This window comes from Lysobacter sp. K5869 (genome assembly GCF_018847975.1).
Lineage (GTDB): Bacteria > Pseudomonadota > Gammaproteobacteria > Xanthomonadales > Xanthomonadaceae > Lysobacter.
Genome location: NZ_CP072597.1, coordinates 1,618,036 through 1,636,610, shown reverse-complemented (window position 1 = coordinate 1,636,610; position 18,575 = coordinate 1,618,036). Strand labels below are relative to the sequence as shown.

Below are 18,575 nucleotides of genomic sequence, written 5' to 3'. Positions count from 1 at the left end.
CGACCCAACTCGCCCGAAAGCGCAGACAGAGAACGGAAGGCTGCGAATCCGGCAGGGGCCGGCCTGATCCGACGCCGCTCACCCGCTCAGGCCCGAGCGAGCAACACCAGGTTGGCGTCGTGCGCCAGCCCCTCGGCGTCGTAATAAAACAGCCCGGCCGCCTCGACCGAGATCATGCAGCCGAGGACCCGATAGTCCCACTCCGCGGCGACATAACCGGGCAGCGCGGTCTGCTCGGCGACCATGACCACGACGGTCCCCTGCCCCTCGTCGCCCCAGCGGACGCGGTCGCCCAGCCGAACCGGCGGGCCCGCGTGATAGTGCAGTGGCGTCATCGCCGGCTCCGTCTCAGGGACCATCGGCGGAGTCTACGCGCGGGGCGCGATCGCATCGCCGCGAACGCGCGACCGGCCCTAATCGCCCGCCCCGCCCGCCTGCGCCAGCCGGGCCTTGAGGTCGGCCACGGCCTTGCGCTGCTCGGACTTGGACAGCAGGCCCAGGGTCAGGATGGCCTCGGCCAGCACGTCGGTGTCGGCGTAGAGGAAGGCGAGCGGGACGCCCAGCGACTGCGCGATGCGGCGCGCGGTGGCCAGATCGGCGTCGTGGACGCCCTTTTCGTAGCGGTTGATGCGGACCGCGGCCGTTTCTTGCGGCAAACCTACAGACATGCCCAGCTCCTTAAGCCCTATCGAGTAAACAGAAGCACTCACTCGAATAATCCTCAGAGCTCGACTTAACGTCAATTACGATAATCGTAATAGGGAACTAAAGGCAAAAATCTGTAGACCACAAGAATTCATCTATCGGCCAAACTATTCATACCTAATGCGGAAAGTAGCTGAATGTTTGGACGGCAAGCGATCTCTGGGCTGATAATGCTTACCCGCACTAGCTCGCCACACAGATACGTCTCTATACGCGCAACCCGCTAGAAGCGCGCAGAAAGCGAAAATTTTAGGGCCCAGCGGCATCAAAATACACCTGTACTCAGTCCTCAAAGAGCCTACCAACGGCAGGAGCTTTCTCAGCAAAACTGGCCCATCCATGACTGGATATGTAAGTACATTCGATTCAGATATCTCACGCAGCAACAACGCATTAGACTTACTTACGGCGGCGTCGTAACTTTTAAGTGGCGATTGCGGGAAAAAGAGCCAAACCTCATAGGGGTCAATATGCTCAATTATCCCGAGCGCCATCATCTGCTCGTAGCCAAGACCTGACACGAGAACTACCGCCTTTGTCGCGTCACCAGTCCACCCGGAAAGCCCCCCTGAGACAGGACAGAGGAACTGATTAGTCGGCTCAACTTCGCTTGGACGCGAGAACGCAGCCAGAGAATAGAAAACATCGAGAACGAAAGGCCCCGTTGTCATCAGAGCCTCGACTATTTGCGCGAGTCGCAAACGTGTAAAGCACGAAATATCCAAGAAAACGGAAATCGAATCCTTGCCTATTCTTGCCTCCGCTACGAGCCGCTGGATTCGCGCCTCAAACGCTTCATCATGTACAGCTTCAAAGTTGAAGCCAGAACCCAAGTAAGCCTTTCTGTTTTCTTCAAAAGCCAGTTCCTCGCCGTGACCATATCCAAATGATATTTTCTTTGAGGCATTTATATCTGTGCACTCTAGAACGTATCTGGACCGAGTTTCATATCCGCAGGCCGCTACGGCCAAGTCATGCCGAGTACCCTGCTGAGTTTGATCAGTGAACAAGTTCATCGGAAAGCCTCAGCGAAAACTGTTTGGCGTCAATATCAGCATTCGATAAAATGCTGGATAAATTAGCGGCCTTACCCGCTACTAATGGAAGTCTGTAGTGAGGGGCCAGCCAGTTTGACAACCTAAAACGATGGCCAATCAAACCATTTGTGAATAAATTAAAAGCATCGCCTTTCATGGGAATTATGGCGCCGATGTAGAGACCTTGCTCAAGGCAGCTCACGACATCTTTACTTATATTTTTATCAGCAATAAAACTAAGGACCGGATCAGGCTTAAACTGCGGGCCCAAAATTTGTTCCTTGAAATAGCACCCTATCGCCTCTACTAAATCATTCGTCGACATCGTTTCCGCGGGCAACGCACGAATACGGGCCTCGATACGCTGCAACGAGTGCTCTAGCTCTCTATTTTGGTCCCCAACTCTTATTTTTGCCTTACTCGTAACAGATGACAGCATAGATGCTAGCGTGTATTTGAGCCAACGAGGATGTCCTTCAGAAACAGCGAATATCCGCTCTGCACCACAATAGGGAGCCAAAGTTCGCCTCGGCACCTTCCTTAATTTGTCTCCCTCACCAGAGGTGAGATAAAAATTTCTGACTTCTGCAACGGCCCTAACTTTTCTAATTACTGAATCACGAACCTTCTGATCGGCAGTATTTAAATCGGCTAAATCAACCCCTTTGGAAATAACGTAACGCTTAAAGGTTTCGTCCTTCGCCGCCAGGTCTCTAAACATATCACCAAACTTTGCCTCCAGATCATCATCACTCCTCCGATCTGTTCGAGCGGCGACATTTGGATTCTCAAGCACCCGAAATGGATTACTCAACTCATCCGTCTGCATCGGACAAATTTCTAAGATCAAACTCCGCCACAAGGCTACGCAAAACTGCTCTCTCTCCCTTTCTGGAGTACCTTCCTCCCGAGTCGCATAGCTAAGAGAAACCACATCATAATCATTAGCTGGTAAAGGCCTCTCTGAGCCTTGACCAAATGGAATCCGTTGTTTCGGCGTAAGGGCGTATTTTAGTAAAAGGGGTGCTGGCGCCGCTCTAAGCCCCGAAAACAATACTTGCTGAATCGGATCCGGAGCAATTTCCAGTTCATCACAAAGCAGCGCCCATTTCCTACCTTCGTCTCGTGAAAGAAGATTAAAAATCTCGCATGCTGCTGCTGTGAGTTCTAGAGGATTTAGATAATTACCAATTGATTCAGCAGCATCTGCTGAAAGACTCCATTTCCTCGGTAGAGTAGCTATTTCAGAAGCTACCGCAACGCGGAGCTCAAGCAGACTTCGCACGCTTTTTTTTGGCATCCAAAGAGCTTTCAACTCTTCGACGAGAGCGACTTCATCAATGCTTTCACTGGGGACATTGAGCTCACTGTCTCTGCTTCCAATAGAAAGACGCCAACGCATCACATCTATCAGTGCACTAGCTATAGACAGCGTATAAATCGTTAGGTGCGCAGCCTCTGCACGTGAGGCTTCTAAAGATTTTGTAGCATTGGTTAACGCGCTCACCCACGCCGTATCAATAGGAACAAATATCCCTACATAGTTGGGAGCACTTACCCCGCCCTCCGTGATCTTTCGCCACGCATGCAGCGCTCGCGGATCCAACATTCTCAACAAAGTTGTCTTCCCGCTACCCCGCGGACCTACGAGTACACAATTACCTCTGGCAGAAACCTCCGCAAACTGCGCGGGCGGAACAAATGAACTCGCAATCTTCTCAGGGGTAAGACCTCTAGCGTTGTAATGCTCACCAAAGATGTTCGAGTTCTTCATGGTGAAATCTCCTTGAGTAACTCACTAGGATAAATTGCACCGTCCTCAACTAACGCATCCAGCTTATGGTGCGTCTTCAGGCGCTGTAGTATCCGAGCCAGATCGGCTGGAGTTACGTAACGTATCCACGGGAAGGCAGCCTCCACCTTCGACCACTGAATACGCTTCTTTCCATTAAATTTCGCCGCAATATTATTTGCATCGGACACTGAATTGGATACATATCCAAATCCCGCACCCGTTGGGATACGACCTTTTAACCCCTCAAATTGACGGGCGGGAATCCATCCCTGCCCTTCTCGCCAATCCCATGAGTGAACGATACCGGCTGTCCCATTTGAATCAATGTAATCCAAGTCCAGCTCAACGATGTAAAACTGATTACTAACGCCAGAAAAATAGTTCGGCGGTAGCACTGCGCTGAAACTTCCTGCAGAAAATACGACAGGAGATCCACCTGAAGGCCCCTGCGCGTAATCTAGCCTTGGACTATGCTTATGGCCATGAACTACCATCCAAGGCTGGCCGCTCGCCTCCAGCCTAGATAACAGCTTCGGCCCTTGTCGCATTTCGCTATAGTCGGGAATAAACTGATTGAGGTCCGGGTGCCTCATTGGATGATGATGACATAAAAGGATGTTGAAACTAGCCGCATCAAGCCCCTTAAGCTCACTTTCCAATTTTTCAATCGTATAGTCAGTAACTCGGCCATGCTGGAACTCGGCCTCGCCTCTTGCATGGGAATTGCATGTATTCAAAGCAACAATTCTTACCCCCTGAACATCCGCGATTAAGAAATGTTCGGCCCAATAGAATAGTCGCTGCTCTAAGTTCGCTCCTGGGTACGGATACGTCGGATCAAGTTGCTTCAGATATTCCCATATCTCCGGAGAGGTTACAGAATTCCTAGAAATAATGTCATGATTCCCAGTGGCCGCAAATACATGGGGAGCACCTAATTTCCCAGCAATATTATTGATCGCCCCCCATGCGTACCCAAGAGCCGCCTGATCTGCCTGGAAAGTTATATCCCCAGGGCATAAAACAATATCAGCGGTCAATTTTTCCTTAGTTATTAGATGCAGCAAATCATGATACGGATGTTGTCTAGCGATATGCTGACGACTTAATACAACATGCGTCTCATCCTTGCCTTTTTCGTCGCTAGAAAAATGCAAGTCACTTAGAATGGCTAGTTTGACATTCCTAGTCATAGCCTAGCTTCCAGACTGTAGTTGTACGATGTGTATTCTGAAATTGGCCTGCGCCTCTGAGGATCCGCAGAGATTAAATAGCGACCGTTTACAATCTCGTGCCGCCAGCCGGGCAAATGAGCGGACACGTCCGCATTATATGAAAATAGAATAAGGGCACCTCGATCAGATGCCTTTTGAAGCGCAGACATAAGTCTATGCAGATCCGCATCTTCCATTGCTCCGGGGCCATATTCACCACGATCGCGAGATGACGCGCGGCGATAAGGCGGATCTACGTAAATGAAATCGCCATCTGTCGCTTCACCAATAACTTTCTCATAGTCTGAAGCCCTCAGAGAGGCTTTTCGCAATCTTTTGGCGCAGGCTCGGGCATGATCAATGCTCGGCATTGGGGGAAGTTTCTTCCCTAGAGGCACATTAAAATATCCATCCCGATTGGTTCTATACAATCCATTAAAGCAATTTCTGTTCAAATACCAAAAATACCCAGCCCTTAACTTGGGATCCGACTCTTCGGCAAAACGCTTCCTAATCCGCAAGTATGCGCGCTCGCCCACTGAAATATTAGATACTAATTCGTGCAAGCTATCCGGGTCTCTTTTAAGCACCCGATAGAAATTAATTAAATCTGGATTAACGTCAGCGAGCATTGCACGCCGAGGATCCAAGTGGAAAAAGAGCACAGCAGATCCGGCAAACGGCTCATAGTATTTATTAAACACCCGGGGACACCGGGCCGAAAGAGATGGAAGCAAGCGTTGTTTACTTCCTGCCCATCGCAGTATTGGTTTTATCGCCTGCATCGTCACTTCGTCCCTGTCGAGAGCTAGGCAGCTTTAGCTCAGTATTACGCACAGATTGCCTTACATTTGGCGTAGAAAAAAGGCGGCCAGTGGCCGCCTTTTTCTGATGTGCCAGCGAGTCTCAAACCCCCAACGGATTCGGCTTCTCCACATCAATCTTGTACTGCTTGATAGCCCTCGCCACATCCTTCCCGGTCATCTTCCCTTCCGCCGCCAGCGCCGCAATGGCCGCATGGGCGATGTAGTACCGATCGACCTCGAAGTGACGACGCAGGTTCGCGCGCGTATCCGACCGCCCGAACCCATCGGTGCCGAGCACGGTGTAGCGCATCGGCACGTAAGCGCGCACCTGCTCCGGATACACGCGGATGTAGTCGGTCGCGGCGATCGCCGGGCCCTGACGCCCTTCCAGCAGTTCGGTGATGTACGGCTTGCGCGGGGTCTTCGCTTCCGGGTTGAAGCGGTTGAAGCGTTCGCAGTCGACGGCGTCGCGGGCGAGTTCGTTGAAGCTGGGGCAGGACCAGAGGTCGGCGGTGACGCCGAAGTCCTTGTCCAGCAGTTCGGCCGCGGCGATGGCTTCGCGCAGGATGGTGCCGCTGCCCATCAGTTGGACGCGCAGTTCGCCCTTCTTGGGCTTGCCGGCGTCCTTCAGCAGGTACATGCCCTTGATGATGCCTTCGGCGGCGCCTTCGGGCATGTCGGGGTGCGGGTAGTTTTCGTTCATCAGGGTGAGGTACCAGTACTCATCCTGCTGTTCGGTCAGCATGCGCTGCATGCCGTGCTGGAACAGGGTCACCACTTCGTAGCTGAAGGTGGGGTCGTAGCTGCGGCAGTTCGGGATCAGGCCGGCCTGGACCATGCTGTGGCCGTCTTCGTGTTGCAGGCCTTCGCCGTTGAGGGTGGTGCGGCCGGCGGTGGCGCCGAGCAGGAAGCCGCGCGCGCGCATGTCGGCGGCCTGCCAGGCGCTGTCGCCGATGCGCTGGAAGCCGAACATCGAGTAGTAGATGTACAGCGGCAGCATCTGCAGGTCGTTGGTGCTGTAGCTGGTGGCGGCCGCGAGCCACGACGCGAACGCGCCGGCTTCGGTGATGCCTTCTTCCAGCACCTGGCCGGTGGTGTCTTCGCGGTAGTACATCAGCTGGTCGCGGTCGACCGGCTTGTACTTCTGGCCGTGCGGGGCGTAGATGCCGAGCTGGCGGAACAGGCCTTCCATGCCGAAGGTGCGGGCTTCATCCGCGACGATGGGAACGAGGCGCGGGCCGACCTGCTTGTCGCGCAGCGCGATGTTGAGCGCCTGCACGAACGACATCGTGGTGCTGATCTCGCGCTCGCCGGTGCTCTTGAGCAGGCGGTCGTAGGTTGCAAGCGCCGGCACGTCGAGCGAGGTGCTGGCCTTGCGGCGGCGCTGCGGCAGGTAGCCGCCCAGCGCCTTGCGGCGCTCGTGCATGTATTCGATCTCCGGCGACTTGTCGCCGGGGTGGTAGAACGGCACGGCGCCGTCTTTGAGCTGTTCGTCGGTGACCGGGATGTTGAAGCGGTCGCGGAACAGGCGGACGGCTTCGTCGTCCATCTTCTTGGTGCCGTGGGTCGGGTTGAGCGATTCGCCCGACGCGCCCATGCCGTAGCCCTTGACCGTCTTGGCCAGGATCACGGTCGGCATGCCCTTGGTGTTTACGGCTTCGTGGTACGCGGCGTAGACCTTGTGCGGGTCGTGGCCGCCGCGGTTGAGGCGCCAGATGTCCTCGTCGGACAGATTGGCGACCAGCGCGGCGGTTTCCGGGTACTTGCCGAAGAAGTTGTCGCGGGTGTACTTGCCGCCGAAGGCCTTGCAGTTCTGGTACTCGCCGTCGACGGTTTCCATCATCAGCTGGCGCAGCTTGCCGGTGGTGTCGCGCGCCAGGAGCGGATCCCAGTAGCTGCCCCAGATGGTCTTGATGACGTTCCAGCCGGCGCCGCGGAACTGGCCTTCGAGTTCCTGGATGATCTTGCCGTTGCCGCGCACCGGGCCGTCGAGGCGCTGCAGGTTGCAGTTGACGACGAAGATCAGGTTGTCGAGACCTTCGCGGCCGGCGACGGAGATCGCGCCGAGCGATTCGGGTTCGTCCGTTTCGCCGTCGCCGAGGAAGGCCCAGACCTTGCGGTCGGACTTCGGCATCAGGCCGCGGCCTTCGAGGTATTTCCAGTTGCGCGCCTGGTAGATCGCGCTGATCGGGCCCAGGCCCATCGACACGGTCGGGATCTGCCAGTAATCGGGCATCAGCCACGGGTGCGGGTACGAGCTGACGCCGCGGCCGTCGACTTCCATGCGGAAGTTGTCGATCTGCGATTCGCTGATGCGGCCTTCCAGGAACGAGCGCGAGTAGATGCCCGGCGAGCTGTGGCCCTGGACGCCGATGAGGTCGCCCGGGTGGTCGGCCGAGGGCGCGCGCCAGAAGTGGTTGAAGCCGACGTCGTAGAGGGTGGCCGCGGACGCGAAGCTGGCGATGTGGCCGCCGAGGTCGCCGGGCTTGCGGTTGGCGCGCACGACCATCGCCATCGCGTTCCAGCGGATCAGCGAGCGGATGCGCCATTCCATCGCGGCGTCGCCGGGGCTCTTGGCCTCCAGGTGCGGCGGGATGGTGTTGATGTATTCGGTGGTGGGCTGGAACGGCAGGTGGGCGCCGGCGCGGCGGGTCACCTCGACCATGCCTTCGAGCAACTGGTGGGCGCGTTCGGCGCCGTCGCGGGCGATGACCGCCTGGACGGATTCGACCCATTCCTGGGTTTCGGTCGGGTCGGGGTCGTTCAGCAGGAGGTCGTGCAGGGAGCTGGCAAGCGGCTGGTTCATCGATCTCGCGGCCCCTGTGGCCGCGCCTCGTGTTTGTGGGGGCGGATTAGAGCGTCGAGTCTAACAAACGGGGGGTGCGTGGCGGCTTGCTTTAGGTGGTCGGAGGGGTGGGATAGTCCGTTTTGGCTAGGGGGTTTTGGGGGTGTGGCGGCGCTTGCTGCGTGGATACGCGGGCGTGTGGTTGGGGGTCGTTGGCGGTGGTGGGTTCGCGGTCGCGGCTTGCGCCGCTCCTACAGGTAGCCCAGATCGATCCGAAGCCCCCTCTGTAGGAGCGGCGCGAGCCGCGACCGCGCTGATCCGATGGCCGGCGCTACATACCTACCGGGCTTAATCCGACCCGGCCCAACGGCTTTTCCCGATTTGGCGTCACGGCCGGCGAGGCGACGCTGGACGCATGGACGAATCGATGGCTCTCGCGCCGATTCGCGGCCACGCGGCGCTGCGGCGTGGCCGGGTGTCGGAGGCGCAACGTATTTATCTGCTGACTTTCGCTACCGAAGGTCGCGTGGCGTGGTTCGCGAACGGGCTGCTGGCCGAGGCCGCGGTGGCGGCGTTGCTGGATCGGCGCTCATGGCGGCAATCCACGCTGTTGGCTTGGGTGCTGATGCCGGATCACTGGCATGGCCTCGTCGAACTCGGGCCGGGCGAGTCGCTGCCGGCGTTGGTGCGGCAGCTCAAATGCGCGAGTTCGCGGCGGGTGCGGGCGGCGATGGGGGCGACGGTGCCGTGGCCGATTTGGGCGTCGGCGTATCACGACCGGGCGTTGCGGAAGGAGGAGGGGTTGGTGCCGATGGCTCGATACGTGGTGATGAATCCGGTGCGGGCGGGATTGGTGGAGCGGGTGCGGGAGTATCCGTATTGGGATGCGGTTTGGGTGCAGCGGCGGGTGGCGGTCCCGGCGGATGGTTGCGCGGTCGCGACTCGCGTCGCTCCTACAGGTAGCCCAGATGGCTCCGAAGCCCCTGTAGGAGCGGCGCGAGCCGCGACCGCGACAACCGAACTACGACGCAACCCGCCGCCGATCGAAGCACCTCACGCCGGCGCGCTGCGCAACAACACGATCCCGCCGACGATCAACCCGATCCCACCCAACTTCATCGGCGTGATCGACTCCCCGAACAACACCGACCCGATCAACACCGTCCCCGCCGCGCCGATCCCCGTCCACACCGCATACGCCACGCCCACCGGCAGCGCGGTCAGCGCGCGGCCGAGCAGCCAGACGAAGGCGCCCAGGGCGACCAGCGACACCACGGTCCAGCCGGGCCGGGTGTAGCCGTCGGACAGCTTCATGCTCAGCGCCCAGGCCACGTCGATCACGCCGGCGGCGATCAGCATGAGCCAGGCGGTCCCAGCGCTCATGACTTGCCGTCCTCGCGCTCGGCGCGCTGCGCCTCGCGCACGCTCGGGCGCTGGTCCAGGCGGACCAAATAGGCGGCGAGGTTCGGGTACGCGGCGAGGTCGATCTTCAGCAGCCGCGCCCAGCCGGCGACGGTGTAGAGGTAGGCGTCGGCGATGCCGAAACGCTCGCCGAGGAATTCGCGGCCTTCGAGGTGCCGGTCGACCAGGGCCAAGCGCGGCTGCAGGCGCTCGCCGGCGATGCGGCCCGGGGCTTCGCCGTATTCGGGGTGGAACAGCCAGGGGCTGAAGGTCTTGTGCAGTTCCGAGCTGATGTAGGTCAGCCACTGGTCCTGTTCGGCGCGCTCGAAGCTGCCCAGCGGGGCGCTGAGGCCGGCCTCCGGGTTCTGGTCGGCGAGGTAGCGCATGATCGCCACGCCTTCGCGCAGCAGGCGGCCGTCGTCGAGTTCCAGCAGCGGGACATAGCCGAGCGGGCTGAGTTCGCGGTAGTCGCGGTCTTCGGCGACGACGCGGGCGTCGGCGCCGAGGCGCACGCGGCGCAGTTCGGCGTGCAGGCCGAGTTCGCGCAGGACGATGTGCGGGGCGAAGGAGCAGGTGTGCGGGGTGTAGTAGAGCTTCATGGTCTGGGGTCCGTGAGGAGATGGCGCTACTCTCCTCGTCCGCCCCGGCGCCTGGAATACGGCGCGACCCCAAGGATCGTTTGCGCATGCGACAAACCGCCCGCCTGTCGTTGGAAGACTTCGAACTGCTGCGCGCGATCGGCGCGCACGGCAGCCTCAGCGGGGCGGCCAAGGCCTTGGCGCTGGATCACTCCAGCGCGTTCCGGCGCTTGGCCGGGATCGAGGCGCGCGCGGGGACGCCGTTGTTCCGGCGCAGCCGCACGGGGTACACGGCGACCGAAGCCGGCGCGGTCGCCATCGAAGGCGCGCAGCGGATTCTCGACGATGCCGATCAGTTGCAGCGGCAGTTGGCCGGGCGCGATGTGCGCGGCGGGGCGCGGTTGCGGATCACGATTCCGGACACGCTGGCGGAAGTGACGGCGCGTTTGTGCGCGGCGTTTACGGCGGAGCATCCGCAGATCGGCTGCGATCTGTTGGTGTCGAATGCGTTCGTGAATCTGCAGCAGCCAGAGGCGGATGTCGCGTTGCGGGCCTGCGCGTTGATGCCGAACGGGTTGTCGGTGCGGAAGGTCGGGTCGATCGCGACGGCCGTGTATGCGGCGAGCGGCGCGAAGCTCGGCAAGCGCGAGGCGTTGAGCGACGGCGTGTGGGTCGGGTTCGACGACAACCTCTCGCATCTGTCGTCGGCGCTGTGGCTGCGCGCGAACGTCGATGAAACGCGGATCGCGATGCGGGTGAATTCGTTGCCGGCGGCGTTGGCGGCGTGCAAGGCCGGGGTCGGCAAGGCGTTGTTGCCTTGTTACTTCGCCGATGCGGCGGGCGGAGTGAAGCGGGTGTCGGAGCCGTTGGCGGAGGTGCCGACGGAGTTGTGGTTCGCGATCCACCCGGATTTGCGGCGCTCGGCGCGGGTGCGGGCGTTGCGGGAGTTTGCGTTGGGGTGGTTGCCGAAAGAAATGGGGTTGGGGTGATGTTCGGACTGTGGTTGCGGGAGGGGTTTCAGGCCCGATGATTTTCTTTCGGATGGCTGCGATCCGGCAGAAACGCATCGGGCCTGACAGGCTTTCCTCAACAGCGGCTTGCGTCGTCGTTGGGTTGTCGCGGTCGCGACTCGCGTCGCTCCTACAGGGGCTTCGGATCGATCTGGGTTGCCTGTAGGAGCGACGCGAGTCGCGACCGCGAATCCGCACCTACGACGCAAGCTCCGAAGCGCCCATCTCCTCGTCCAGCCACCGCAAGAATGCCTTCACCGGCGGATGCCGCTCGCGCCCTGGCACGCACAGCACGTGATACGTCTCGCCCGGCACCACGATCTCCGGTCGATACGCTTCCAGCAACCCGCGCGCCAGGTTGCCGGCGACCACCACCGAACTCGCCAGCACCAGCCCCTGCCCCGCGCCGGCTGCGTACATCGCGTAATGCTCTTCGTCGTACGCCCGCACCGTAGGTGCGCGCTGGGTCCAGTCCACGCCGGCCAATTCGCACCACGCATCCCAGGTGCGGCAGTACAACTGCGAATCGCCCCACTCCACCGTGATCAAGGTCGGCGGCGATTTGGCCGCTTCCGCCTGCGTCCGCCCCGGCGCGCCGTACACGCCGAAGAATTCGCGCAAGCCGCCATGCCGGTGCAAGCCGGCCGGCACCGCGCCGCCGTAGCGGATCGCCAGATCGACGCCGGCGTTTTGTTCGAGATCGACCACTTGCGCACGGGTGTCGATGCGCACGGCGATGTCGGGGTGGCGTGCGTAGAAGCCGCCTAGGCGCGGCACCAGCCACAGCGCGGCGAACGAGGTCGAGGTGGTGACGGTCAGGCAGCCGGCGTCGGGACGCGGGCGCAGCGCGGCGACGGATTGGGACACGTCGAGCAAGGCGCCGTGGACGTCGCGGAACAACCGGCGGCCGTCGTCGGTGAGGGCGACGCCGCGCGGCTGGCGCTGGAACAGCGCGCGGCCGAGCCAGCTTTCGAGCTGGCGGATCTGGTGCGAGACCGCGGTCGGGGTGACGTGCAGCTCCTCGGCCGCGGCCTTGAAGCTGGACAGGCGGGCGGCGGCCTCGAAGCTGCGCAGGGCGGTCAGGGGGAGCTCGGCGAACATCGCGTCAGGCCTGAATCTGGCTCATGCCGGCTCAATTATGGTCATTTGAGGCGGGCGGTGGGCGGAAATAGATTCATCTCAACCCTCTTTCGACCGCCGTCCATGACCGCCGACCGCCCGCTCCGCCTGCTGATCCTCGTCGCCAGCCCCCGCCGCAACGGCAACAGCGCCGCGCTCGCCGGGGCCGCCCTGCGCGGCGCGCGCGCGGCGGGGTTGGACGCGTCGGTGGAATTCATCGACGACCATCTGAGCGGGCTGCTGCGCGATTGCCGGCAGTGCCGCGACGAGCATGGGCAATGCCGGATCGAGGACGGGTTTACCCGCTTCTTCTTCGACCGCTTCCTCGATGTCGACGGGCTGGCGCTGTGCACGCCGGTGTATTGGTACGGGATGTCGGCGCAGGCCAAGGCGTTCTTCGACCGCATGTTCTGCTTCGTCGCGCGCAGTTATCCGGAGTCGCAGGCGGTGCGCACGCGTCTGCAAGGCAAGCGGGTGGCGTTGCTGACGGCGTCGGAGGAGATGTATCCGTCGATCGCGCTGGGGATCGTGCATCAGTTGCAGGAGTACGCGCGCTACACCCATTCGCAGTTCATCGGCGCGGTGGCGGGCCAGGGCGATCAGCGCGGGTCGGTGGCGGGCGATCCGCAAGGGGCGTTGGCGGCGGCCGAGACGTTGGGGCGGCAGTTTTTCGAGCGGCCGTATGCGGATTATCGGATCGATTCGGTGCGGTGAGCGGTGGGGGCGAGGTTGCGTCGTAGGTGCGGTGTCGCGGTCGCGGCTTGCGCCGCTCCTACAGGTAGCCCAGATCGATCCGAAGTCCCTGTAGGAGCGGCGCAAGCCGCGACCGCGACGCTGCATCTACGACGAACCCCGCGGATTCACCGCGGCCAAACTTGGCGTTCTTCGCTTTCTTCGACCGCGATCCAATCCAACTCGGCGGCGATGCGGCACGCCAAGGCCTCGTACCACTCCGGCGGGCCGTCGTAGGCGCACAGCAGTTCGATGAGGTCGATCCGTTCGGGCATCTCGCCATTGCTGGCGTAGCCGCCGCCCGCGACCGTTTTGGCCAGGACCACATGCAACCACGGCCCGCCCGCGGCGGACTCGAATCCGTCGGGGCCGCTATGGCGCAGTTCGGGCAAACCCGCGAGGTAATCGATGACCGGCCGCGACGGAATGGCTTCGGGGCGATGCGACGGCGGGTGCAGGGTCAGATACCAGGTCATGCCGGAAGTCCTTGGCGACGGGACGCCAACGCGGGCCACGGTTGTCCCCGGTAGGAGCGGCGTAAGCCGCGACCGCGAAACCACACATACGTCGTAGGCGCGATGCCGCGGTCGCGGCTTACGCCGCTCCTACACAAGCAGATCGCGGTGGCTCAGCGCAAGCCGAACCACGACCGCGGCAGCAGCAGCTTCAACACGCGCTCCGCGCTCTTGCGACGCAGCCCGCGTTGGCTGAGGCCGCGCAGCATCGGGCCGATCCAGCGCCAGCGCGGCTGCAGCAGGATCGCTTCGCGCGCGTCGGCTTCGATGCGGTACATCGCCAGCACCTGTTCGGCCAGGCGGCGCTTGCTGCGCGGCAGTTCCGGCATCTTGCGCAGGCAGGCTTCCAGGTCGTCGGCGGTGCCGCGGTAGAACTGCACGGTGCGTTCGTAGCGGCGCCGGGTCGCCAGCGCGGCGGGTTCGTCGCGGGCGAACACGGTGCCGCTGACGCTGCCGGGGTGGCGGCGGTATTGGATCAGCGGTTGGCGCAGGCACAGCGATTGGCCGAGCAGCGCGCCGCGCAGGCTCAGCGCGTTGTCTTCGATCGGGCCGAGCAGCGGGCCGAAGCGATCGTAAACATCGCGGCGGAAGGCCATGGTCGCGCCGAGCAGGCCGATCAGCCGGCCGATGCGCACGTAGTAATCGAAGTCGTAGCGCTGCGGGCGCTGGCGGAAGCTCACTTGCAGCGGCGCGCCATAGCTGTCGATGCCGTCGAAGTCGCTGCCCAGCACGACCGCGCCGGGGTGGTCGTCGAAGGCGCGCACGATCGTCGCCACCCGCTCGGGGTAGGCGATGTCGTCGCCGGCCATCATCACGATGATCTCGCCGCGCGCCAGCGGCATCACGTCGTTGAAGTGCGCCGACACGCCGAGGTTGCGCTCGGTCTTGCGCACGTGCACGCAGTGCGGGCCGCGGTAGGCGGCGACCATCTCGGCGGCGATTTCATAGGTGCCGTCGCCGGAGCTGTCGTTGGAGACGATGATCTCGCACGGCACGGTTTGGGCGAAGGCGCTGTCGAGCGCGGCGCGGATGTAGTCCGCGTCGCGGAAGCACAGCAGCAGGATGCTGACCCGCGGCCGCGGTGCGGCCACGGTTTCCAACACCGGCAGCGGGATCACCGCTGGCAGTTCGGTCAATACGGCGTTCAGCGCTCCCCCTTCGCCCGACCGCCCATCCGGTCAGGCTCCGCCCAGCTCGGCCAGGCCCTTGCGACCGGATTCTCGCGCCTGGCGGATCTGCGCGTCTACCGCGGCGATGGCGGTCATGTTGACCACTCGTCGGGGAGTCGAGGCCGGGGTCAGGATGTGCGCCGGCTTGTCCAGGCCCATCAGGATCGGGCCGATGGCCACGCCGTCGGTCATCACCCGCACCATGTTGTAGGTGATGTTGGCGGCGTCGAGGTTGGGCAGGACGAACAGGTTGGCGCGGCCGTGCAGGGTCGCGTTGGGGAAGATGCGCTTGCGCAGCACGTCGTCCCAGGCGGTGTCGGCCTGCATTTCGCCGTCCATCTCCAGCTTGGGCATGCGCTGCTGGATGATCTGGCGGGCCTTGCGCATCTTCGCCGCCGACGGGTTGTCGTGGCTGCCGTAGTTGGAGTGCGACAGCAGCGCCACCTTCGGCTCGATGCCGAACAGGCGCAGGCGGTAGGTGGCCTGCAGGGTCGCCTCGGCGATCTGCTCGGCGGTCGGATCGACCTGCACGTGGGTGTCGAGGAAGAACCACGCGCCCTGGTCGTTGATGACGCCGGTCATCGCCGAGGTGCCGGACACGCCCGGGTCGAAGTCGAAGATGCTGCGCATGTAGCCGAGCTTCTTGTGGAAGCGGCCGACGAGGCCCGAAATCATCGCGTCGGCTTCGCCGCGCTCGACCATCAGCGCCGCGATCAGCGTCGGGCGCGAACGCAGCAGGTTCTTCGCCGCCGCCGGAGTCACGCCGCGGCGCTCGGTCAGCGCGTGGTATTGCTGCCAGTAGTCGTTGAAGCGCGGATCGTCGTTGATGTTGGTCAGCTCGAAGTCCACGCCCTCGCGCATGCGCAGGCCCAGGCGCTTGATCCGGGTGTCGATGACGTCGGGGCGGCCGATCAGGATCGGGAACGCGAGTTCCTCGTCGATCACCGTCTGCACCGCGCGCAGCACGGTCTCTTCCTCGCCTTCGGCGTAGACCACGCGCTTGCGGTCGGCGCGGGCGCGGTCGTAGACCGGCTTCATCAGCAGGCCGGTGCGGTAGATGTACTGGCTGAGCTTTTCCTCGTAGGCGTCCATGTCGACGATCGGACGCGCGGCCACGCCGGAGTCCATCGCCGCCTTGGCCACGGCCGGGGCGAGCATCACCAGCAGGCGCGGGTCGAACGGGCGCGGGATCAGGTATTCGGGGCCGAACGTCGGGACGTCGCCGCCGTAAGCGCCGCCGAGGTCCGACGATTCCATCCGCGCCAGCGCCGCGATCGCGCGCACGCACGCCAGCTTCATCTCTTCGTTGATGACCGTGGCGCCGACATCGAGCGCGCCGCGGAAGATGTAGGGGAAGCACAGCGCGTTGTTGACCTGGTTCGGGTAGTCCGAACGGCCGGTAGCGACGATGCAGTCCGGACGGACCGCCTTGGCGTCTTCGGGCAGGATTTCCGGGTACGGGTTGGCCAACGCCAGGATCACCGGCTTGTCGGCCATGGTCGCGACCATCTCCGGCTTGAGCACGCCGCCGGCGGACAGGCCGAGGAACACGTCGGCGCCGACCATGATGTCGGCCAGGGTGCGCTTATCGGTGTCGCGCGCGTAGCGCTCCTTGTCCGGGTCCATCTTGCCGCGGCCGGTGTAGAGCACGCCGTCGCGGTCCACCGCGAGGATGTTCTCCGGCTTCAGGCCCAGCGCCACCAGCATGTCGAGGCAGGCGATGCCGGCCGCGCCGGCGCCGCTGGTGGCGAGCTTCACTTCGCCGATGTTCTTGCCGACGATCTCCAGCGCGTTGAGCACGGCGGAACCGACGATGATCGCGGTGCCGTGCTGATCGTCGTGGAACACCGGGATCTTCATCCGCTCGCGCAGCTTGCGCTCGACGATGAAGCACTCCGGCGCCTTGATGTCTTCGAGGTTGATGCCGCCGAAGGTCGGTTCGAGCGAGGCGATGATGTCGACCAGCTTGTCGGGATCGCGCTCGTCGATCTCGATGTCGAACACGTCGATGCCGGCGAACTTCTGGAACAGCACGCCCTTGCCTTCCATCACCGGCTTGCCGGCCAGCGGGCCGATGTCGCCCAGGCCGAGCACGGCGGTGCCGTTGCTGATGACCGCCACCAGATTGCCGCGCGCGGTGAGCTCGCTGGCGGTGTTGGGGTCTTCGACGATGGCCTCGCAGGCGTAGGCCACGCCCGGCGAGTAGGCCAGGGCCAGGTCGCGCTGGGTGACCATCGGCTTGGTCGCGGTGACCTTGATCTTGCCCGGCGGGCTGAGGCGGTGGTAGTCGAGCGCGGCGGTTTTCAGATCGTTGTCGGACATCGCAAAGGCAGCCGTGGCAAGGGGCGCGAAAGTGGAGTGGATCAGCAGTCTAATGGATGCACCCGGCGGTTTCGCGCGGCCGCGGGCACCTGTTCATTAGTACTTTGGAGTTGTGCCCGGTTGTAACCGCGCCGGCACCGCGCGGCTTTGCCCCAACGGCCGGCCGGTCTCACCATAGCGGCCGGGACGCCCGACGCTACGGTATGGAACGCACAGGGCGGGCATGCGGCGGCGCACTAGGGGCCGGCCGCGCCGGGTTTGGCCTCGCGCGGCTGCACGGTGCTGCGCCAGGCGTCGAGGAATTGCCGGCGCTTGAGCGCGTCCAGGTAGACCAGCAGCCCCGGCCCCAGCGGGATCGGCCGCAGCGCGCGCACCCGCGCGCCGTCGCCCGCCTGCGGCGCCAGCGGCGCGCCCGTGGGCGAGCGGATCGGCTGCAGCCCGACCTGCCGGGCCAGCACCGCCTGCCCGCGCGGCGAGATCAGGTAATCGAGAAACCGCCCGGCCTCGACCGCGTTGGCGGCTTCGCGCGGGATCAGCGCGGTGCGCAGCAGGACCAGGGTGTAGTCCTCGGGCAACACGATCCCGAGCGGGGCGCCGGCGTCGATCCGGGCCTGGGCGTAGGAGCCGAGCACGTTGTAGGCCAGGGCCAGTTCGCCGCGGGCGACCCGGTCCAGCAGCGGGCCGGTGCGCTCCTCCAGCACCACCCGGTTGTCGCCGAGCGCGGCCTGCAAGGCGCCGGCCATGCTGCCGAGCTGGTGGTCCTGGGTGGCGAGCAGATAGCCGACGCTGCTGCGGCCGACATCGTAGGTGCCGACCCGCCCGGCCAGCTTCGCCGCCGGATCGCGCAGCAGCGCCAGCAACTGGCGGCGGGTGCGCGGCACCTGCGCCGGGGCCAACAAACGTTTGTTGTAAACGAGGACGATGGGCTCGTAGCTGATGCCGAACGCCTCGTGCCGCCACTGCGACCACGCCGGCAACCCGGCGGTGGCCGGCGAGCGATGGGCCAACGCGTGGCCGTCGTTGACCAGCTTGGTCTGCAGGTCCATGCCGCTGCTGATCAGCAGGTCCGGGCGCTGGCGCGGCGCGGTGCGCAGGAACCGGGTGTAGATGTCCAGCGCGACCAGATCGGAATACTCGACCTCGGTGCCCGGGCTGAGCTTCTGGTAATCGGCGATGACCGCGGCGAAGTTCTCGATGTCGGTCGAGCCGTGGATGCGCAGGTGGGCGGTGGTGGCCTGCGGGCTGCGGAAGGTGCGCACGTCGCCGGGTTCGGCGCGAGCGCCGAACGCGAGGAGCGCGCAGACCGGCGCGAGGAGCGAGAAAAAGCCAAGGCGCAGCCGGGCGCTCAGGCCACCGCCCACGCGCTTTCGATTTCGCGCGCTCATCG

At 63.0% G+C, this 18,575-nt stretch carries 16 protein-coding genes and 1 pseudogene; 3 read left to right on the top strand and 14 right to left on the bottom strand.

Going from position 1 to position 18,575, the window contains the following annotated elements:
- Positions 1–86: 86 nt before the first annotated feature.
- The 7 genes from J5226_RS06910 to aceE all read right to left on the bottom strand — a co-directional run bounded on the left by J5226_RS06910 (position 87) and on the right by aceE (position 8,363).
- Positions 87–335, bottom strand: a complete 249-nt coding sequence (locus tag J5226_RS06910; protein WP_215839099.1) for a hypothetical protein — start codon at positions 333–335, stop codon at positions 87–89.
- A 78-nt stretch (positions 336–413) separates the two neighbouring features.
- Positions 414–668 carry a helix-turn-helix transcriptional regulator gene (locus tag J5226_RS06905; protein ID WP_255323016.1) on the bottom strand — a complete coding sequence of 85 codons (255 nt, stop codon included), beginning with the start codon at positions 666–668 and terminating at the stop codon, positions 414–416.
- A 144-nt stretch (positions 669–812) separates the two neighbouring features.
- The gene (locus J5226_RS06900; protein ID WP_215839097.1) at positions 813–1,721 is read right to left on the bottom strand and encodes a hypothetical protein; all 909 of its coding nucleotides are present in this window, start codon (positions 1,719–1,721) and stop codon (positions 813–815) included.
- Complete coding sequence (locus J5226_RS06895; RefSeq protein WP_215839096.1) at positions 1,705–3,516, bottom strand: hypothetical protein; 1,812 nt, start codon at positions 3,514–3,516, stop codon at positions 1,705–1,707. The genes J5226_RS06900 and J5226_RS06895 overlap by 17 nt, the downstream gene beginning before the upstream one ends.
- On the bottom strand, positions 3,513–4,730 hold the full coding sequence (locus J5226_RS06890; protein ID WP_215839095.1) for a metallophosphoesterase: 1,218 nt from the start codon (positions 4,728–4,730) through the stop codon (positions 3,513–3,515). The genes J5226_RS06895 and J5226_RS06890 overlap by 4 nt, the downstream gene beginning before the upstream one ends.
- Entirely contained in the window at positions 4,727–5,536 is an 810-nt protein-coding gene (locus J5226_RS06885) for a Dam family site-specific DNA-(adenine-N6)-methyltransferase (protein WP_215839094.1), read from the bottom strand. Before J5226_RS06885 ends, J5226_RS06890 begins: the two co-directional genes overlap by 4 nt.
- A gap of 121 nt (positions 5,537–5,657) precedes the next feature.
- Positions 5,658–8,363 carry a pyruvate dehydrogenase (acetyl-transferring), homodimeric type gene (gene aceE / locus J5226_RS06880; protein WP_215839093.1) on the bottom strand — a complete coding sequence of 902 codons (2,706 nt, stop codon included), beginning with the start codon at positions 8,361–8,363 and terminating at the stop codon, positions 5,658–5,660.
- Between the two features lie 394 nt (positions 8,364–8,757).
- On the opposite strand from aceE, the pseudogene J5226_RS06875 reads away from it, so the two are divergent.
- Positions 8,758–9,102: pseudogene (locus tag J5226_RS06875) on the top strand (transposase); the annotation flags it as partial.
- Between the two features lie 293 nt (positions 9,103–9,395).
- Here the strand turns inward: J5226_RS06875 and J5226_RS06870 are convergent.
- Together J5226_RS06870 and J5226_RS06865 are read right to left on the bottom strand one after the other, a co-directional pair.
- On the bottom strand, positions 9,396–9,725 hold the full coding sequence (locus J5226_RS06870; RefSeq protein ID WP_215839092.1) for a multidrug efflux SMR transporter: 330 nt from the start codon (positions 9,723–9,725) through the stop codon (positions 9,396–9,398).
- Entirely contained in the window at positions 9,722–10,342 is a 621-nt protein-coding gene (locus tag J5226_RS06865; protein WP_215839091.1) for a glutathione S-transferase C-terminal domain-containing protein, read from the bottom strand. The genes J5226_RS06870 and J5226_RS06865 overlap by 4 nt, the downstream gene beginning before the upstream one ends.
- Before the next feature lie 20 nt (positions 10,343–10,362).
- Here J5226_RS06865 and J5226_RS06860 point away from each other — a divergent pair, with 20 nt between their 5' ends.
- Positions 10,363–11,310: a LysR family transcriptional regulator gene (locus J5226_RS06860; protein WP_345778200.1), complete on the top strand. Its 948-nt coding sequence runs from the start codon at positions 10,363–10,365 to the stop codon at positions 11,308–11,310.
- A 219-nt stretch (positions 11,311–11,529) separates the two neighbouring features.
- Here J5226_RS06860 and J5226_RS06855 read toward each other — a convergent pair whose 3' ends face one another.
- Positions 11,530–12,432, bottom strand: coding sequence for a LysR family transcriptional regulator (locus tag J5226_RS06855; RefSeq protein ID WP_215839089.1), 903 nt, complete (start codon positions 12,430–12,432; stop codon positions 11,530–11,532).
- Positions 12,433–12,534: 102 nt separating this feature from the next.
- On the opposite strand from J5226_RS06855, the gene J5226_RS06850 reads away from it, so the two are divergent.
- Entirely contained in the window at positions 12,535–13,164 is a 630-nt protein-coding gene (locus tag J5226_RS06850; RefSeq protein WP_215839088.1) for a flavodoxin family protein, read from the top strand.
- A gap of 146 nt (positions 13,165–13,310) precedes the next feature.
- Here the strand turns inward: J5226_RS06850 and J5226_RS06845 are convergent, their stop codons facing one another.
- The 4 genes from J5226_RS06845 to J5226_RS06830 all read right to left on the bottom strand — a co-directional run bounded on the left by J5226_RS06845 (position 13,311) and on the right by J5226_RS06830 (position 18,525).
- Positions 13,311–13,658 (bottom strand): hypothetical protein, encoded by a 348-nt coding sequence (locus tag J5226_RS06845; RefSeq protein WP_215839087.1) that lies wholly within the window; start codon positions 13,656–13,658, stop codon positions 13,311–13,313.
- Positions 13,659–13,810: 152 nt separating this feature from the next.
- Positions 13,811–14,833, bottom strand: coding sequence for a glycosyltransferase (locus J5226_RS06840; RefSeq protein ID WP_215839086.1), 1,023 nt, complete (start codon positions 14,831–14,833; stop codon positions 13,811–13,813).
- A 42-nt stretch (positions 14,834–14,875) separates the two neighbouring features.
- On the bottom strand, positions 14,876–17,188 hold the full coding sequence (locus J5226_RS06835) for an NADP-dependent malic enzyme (protein WP_215839085.1): 2,313 nt from the start codon (positions 17,186–17,188) through the stop codon (positions 14,876–14,878).
- 236 nt (positions 17,189–17,424) lie between these two features.
- Entirely contained in the window at positions 17,425–18,525 is a 1,101-nt protein-coding gene (locus J5226_RS06830) for an ABC transporter substrate-binding protein (RefSeq protein ID WP_255323092.1), read from the bottom strand.
- Positions 18,526–18,575: the final 50 nt, after the last annotated feature.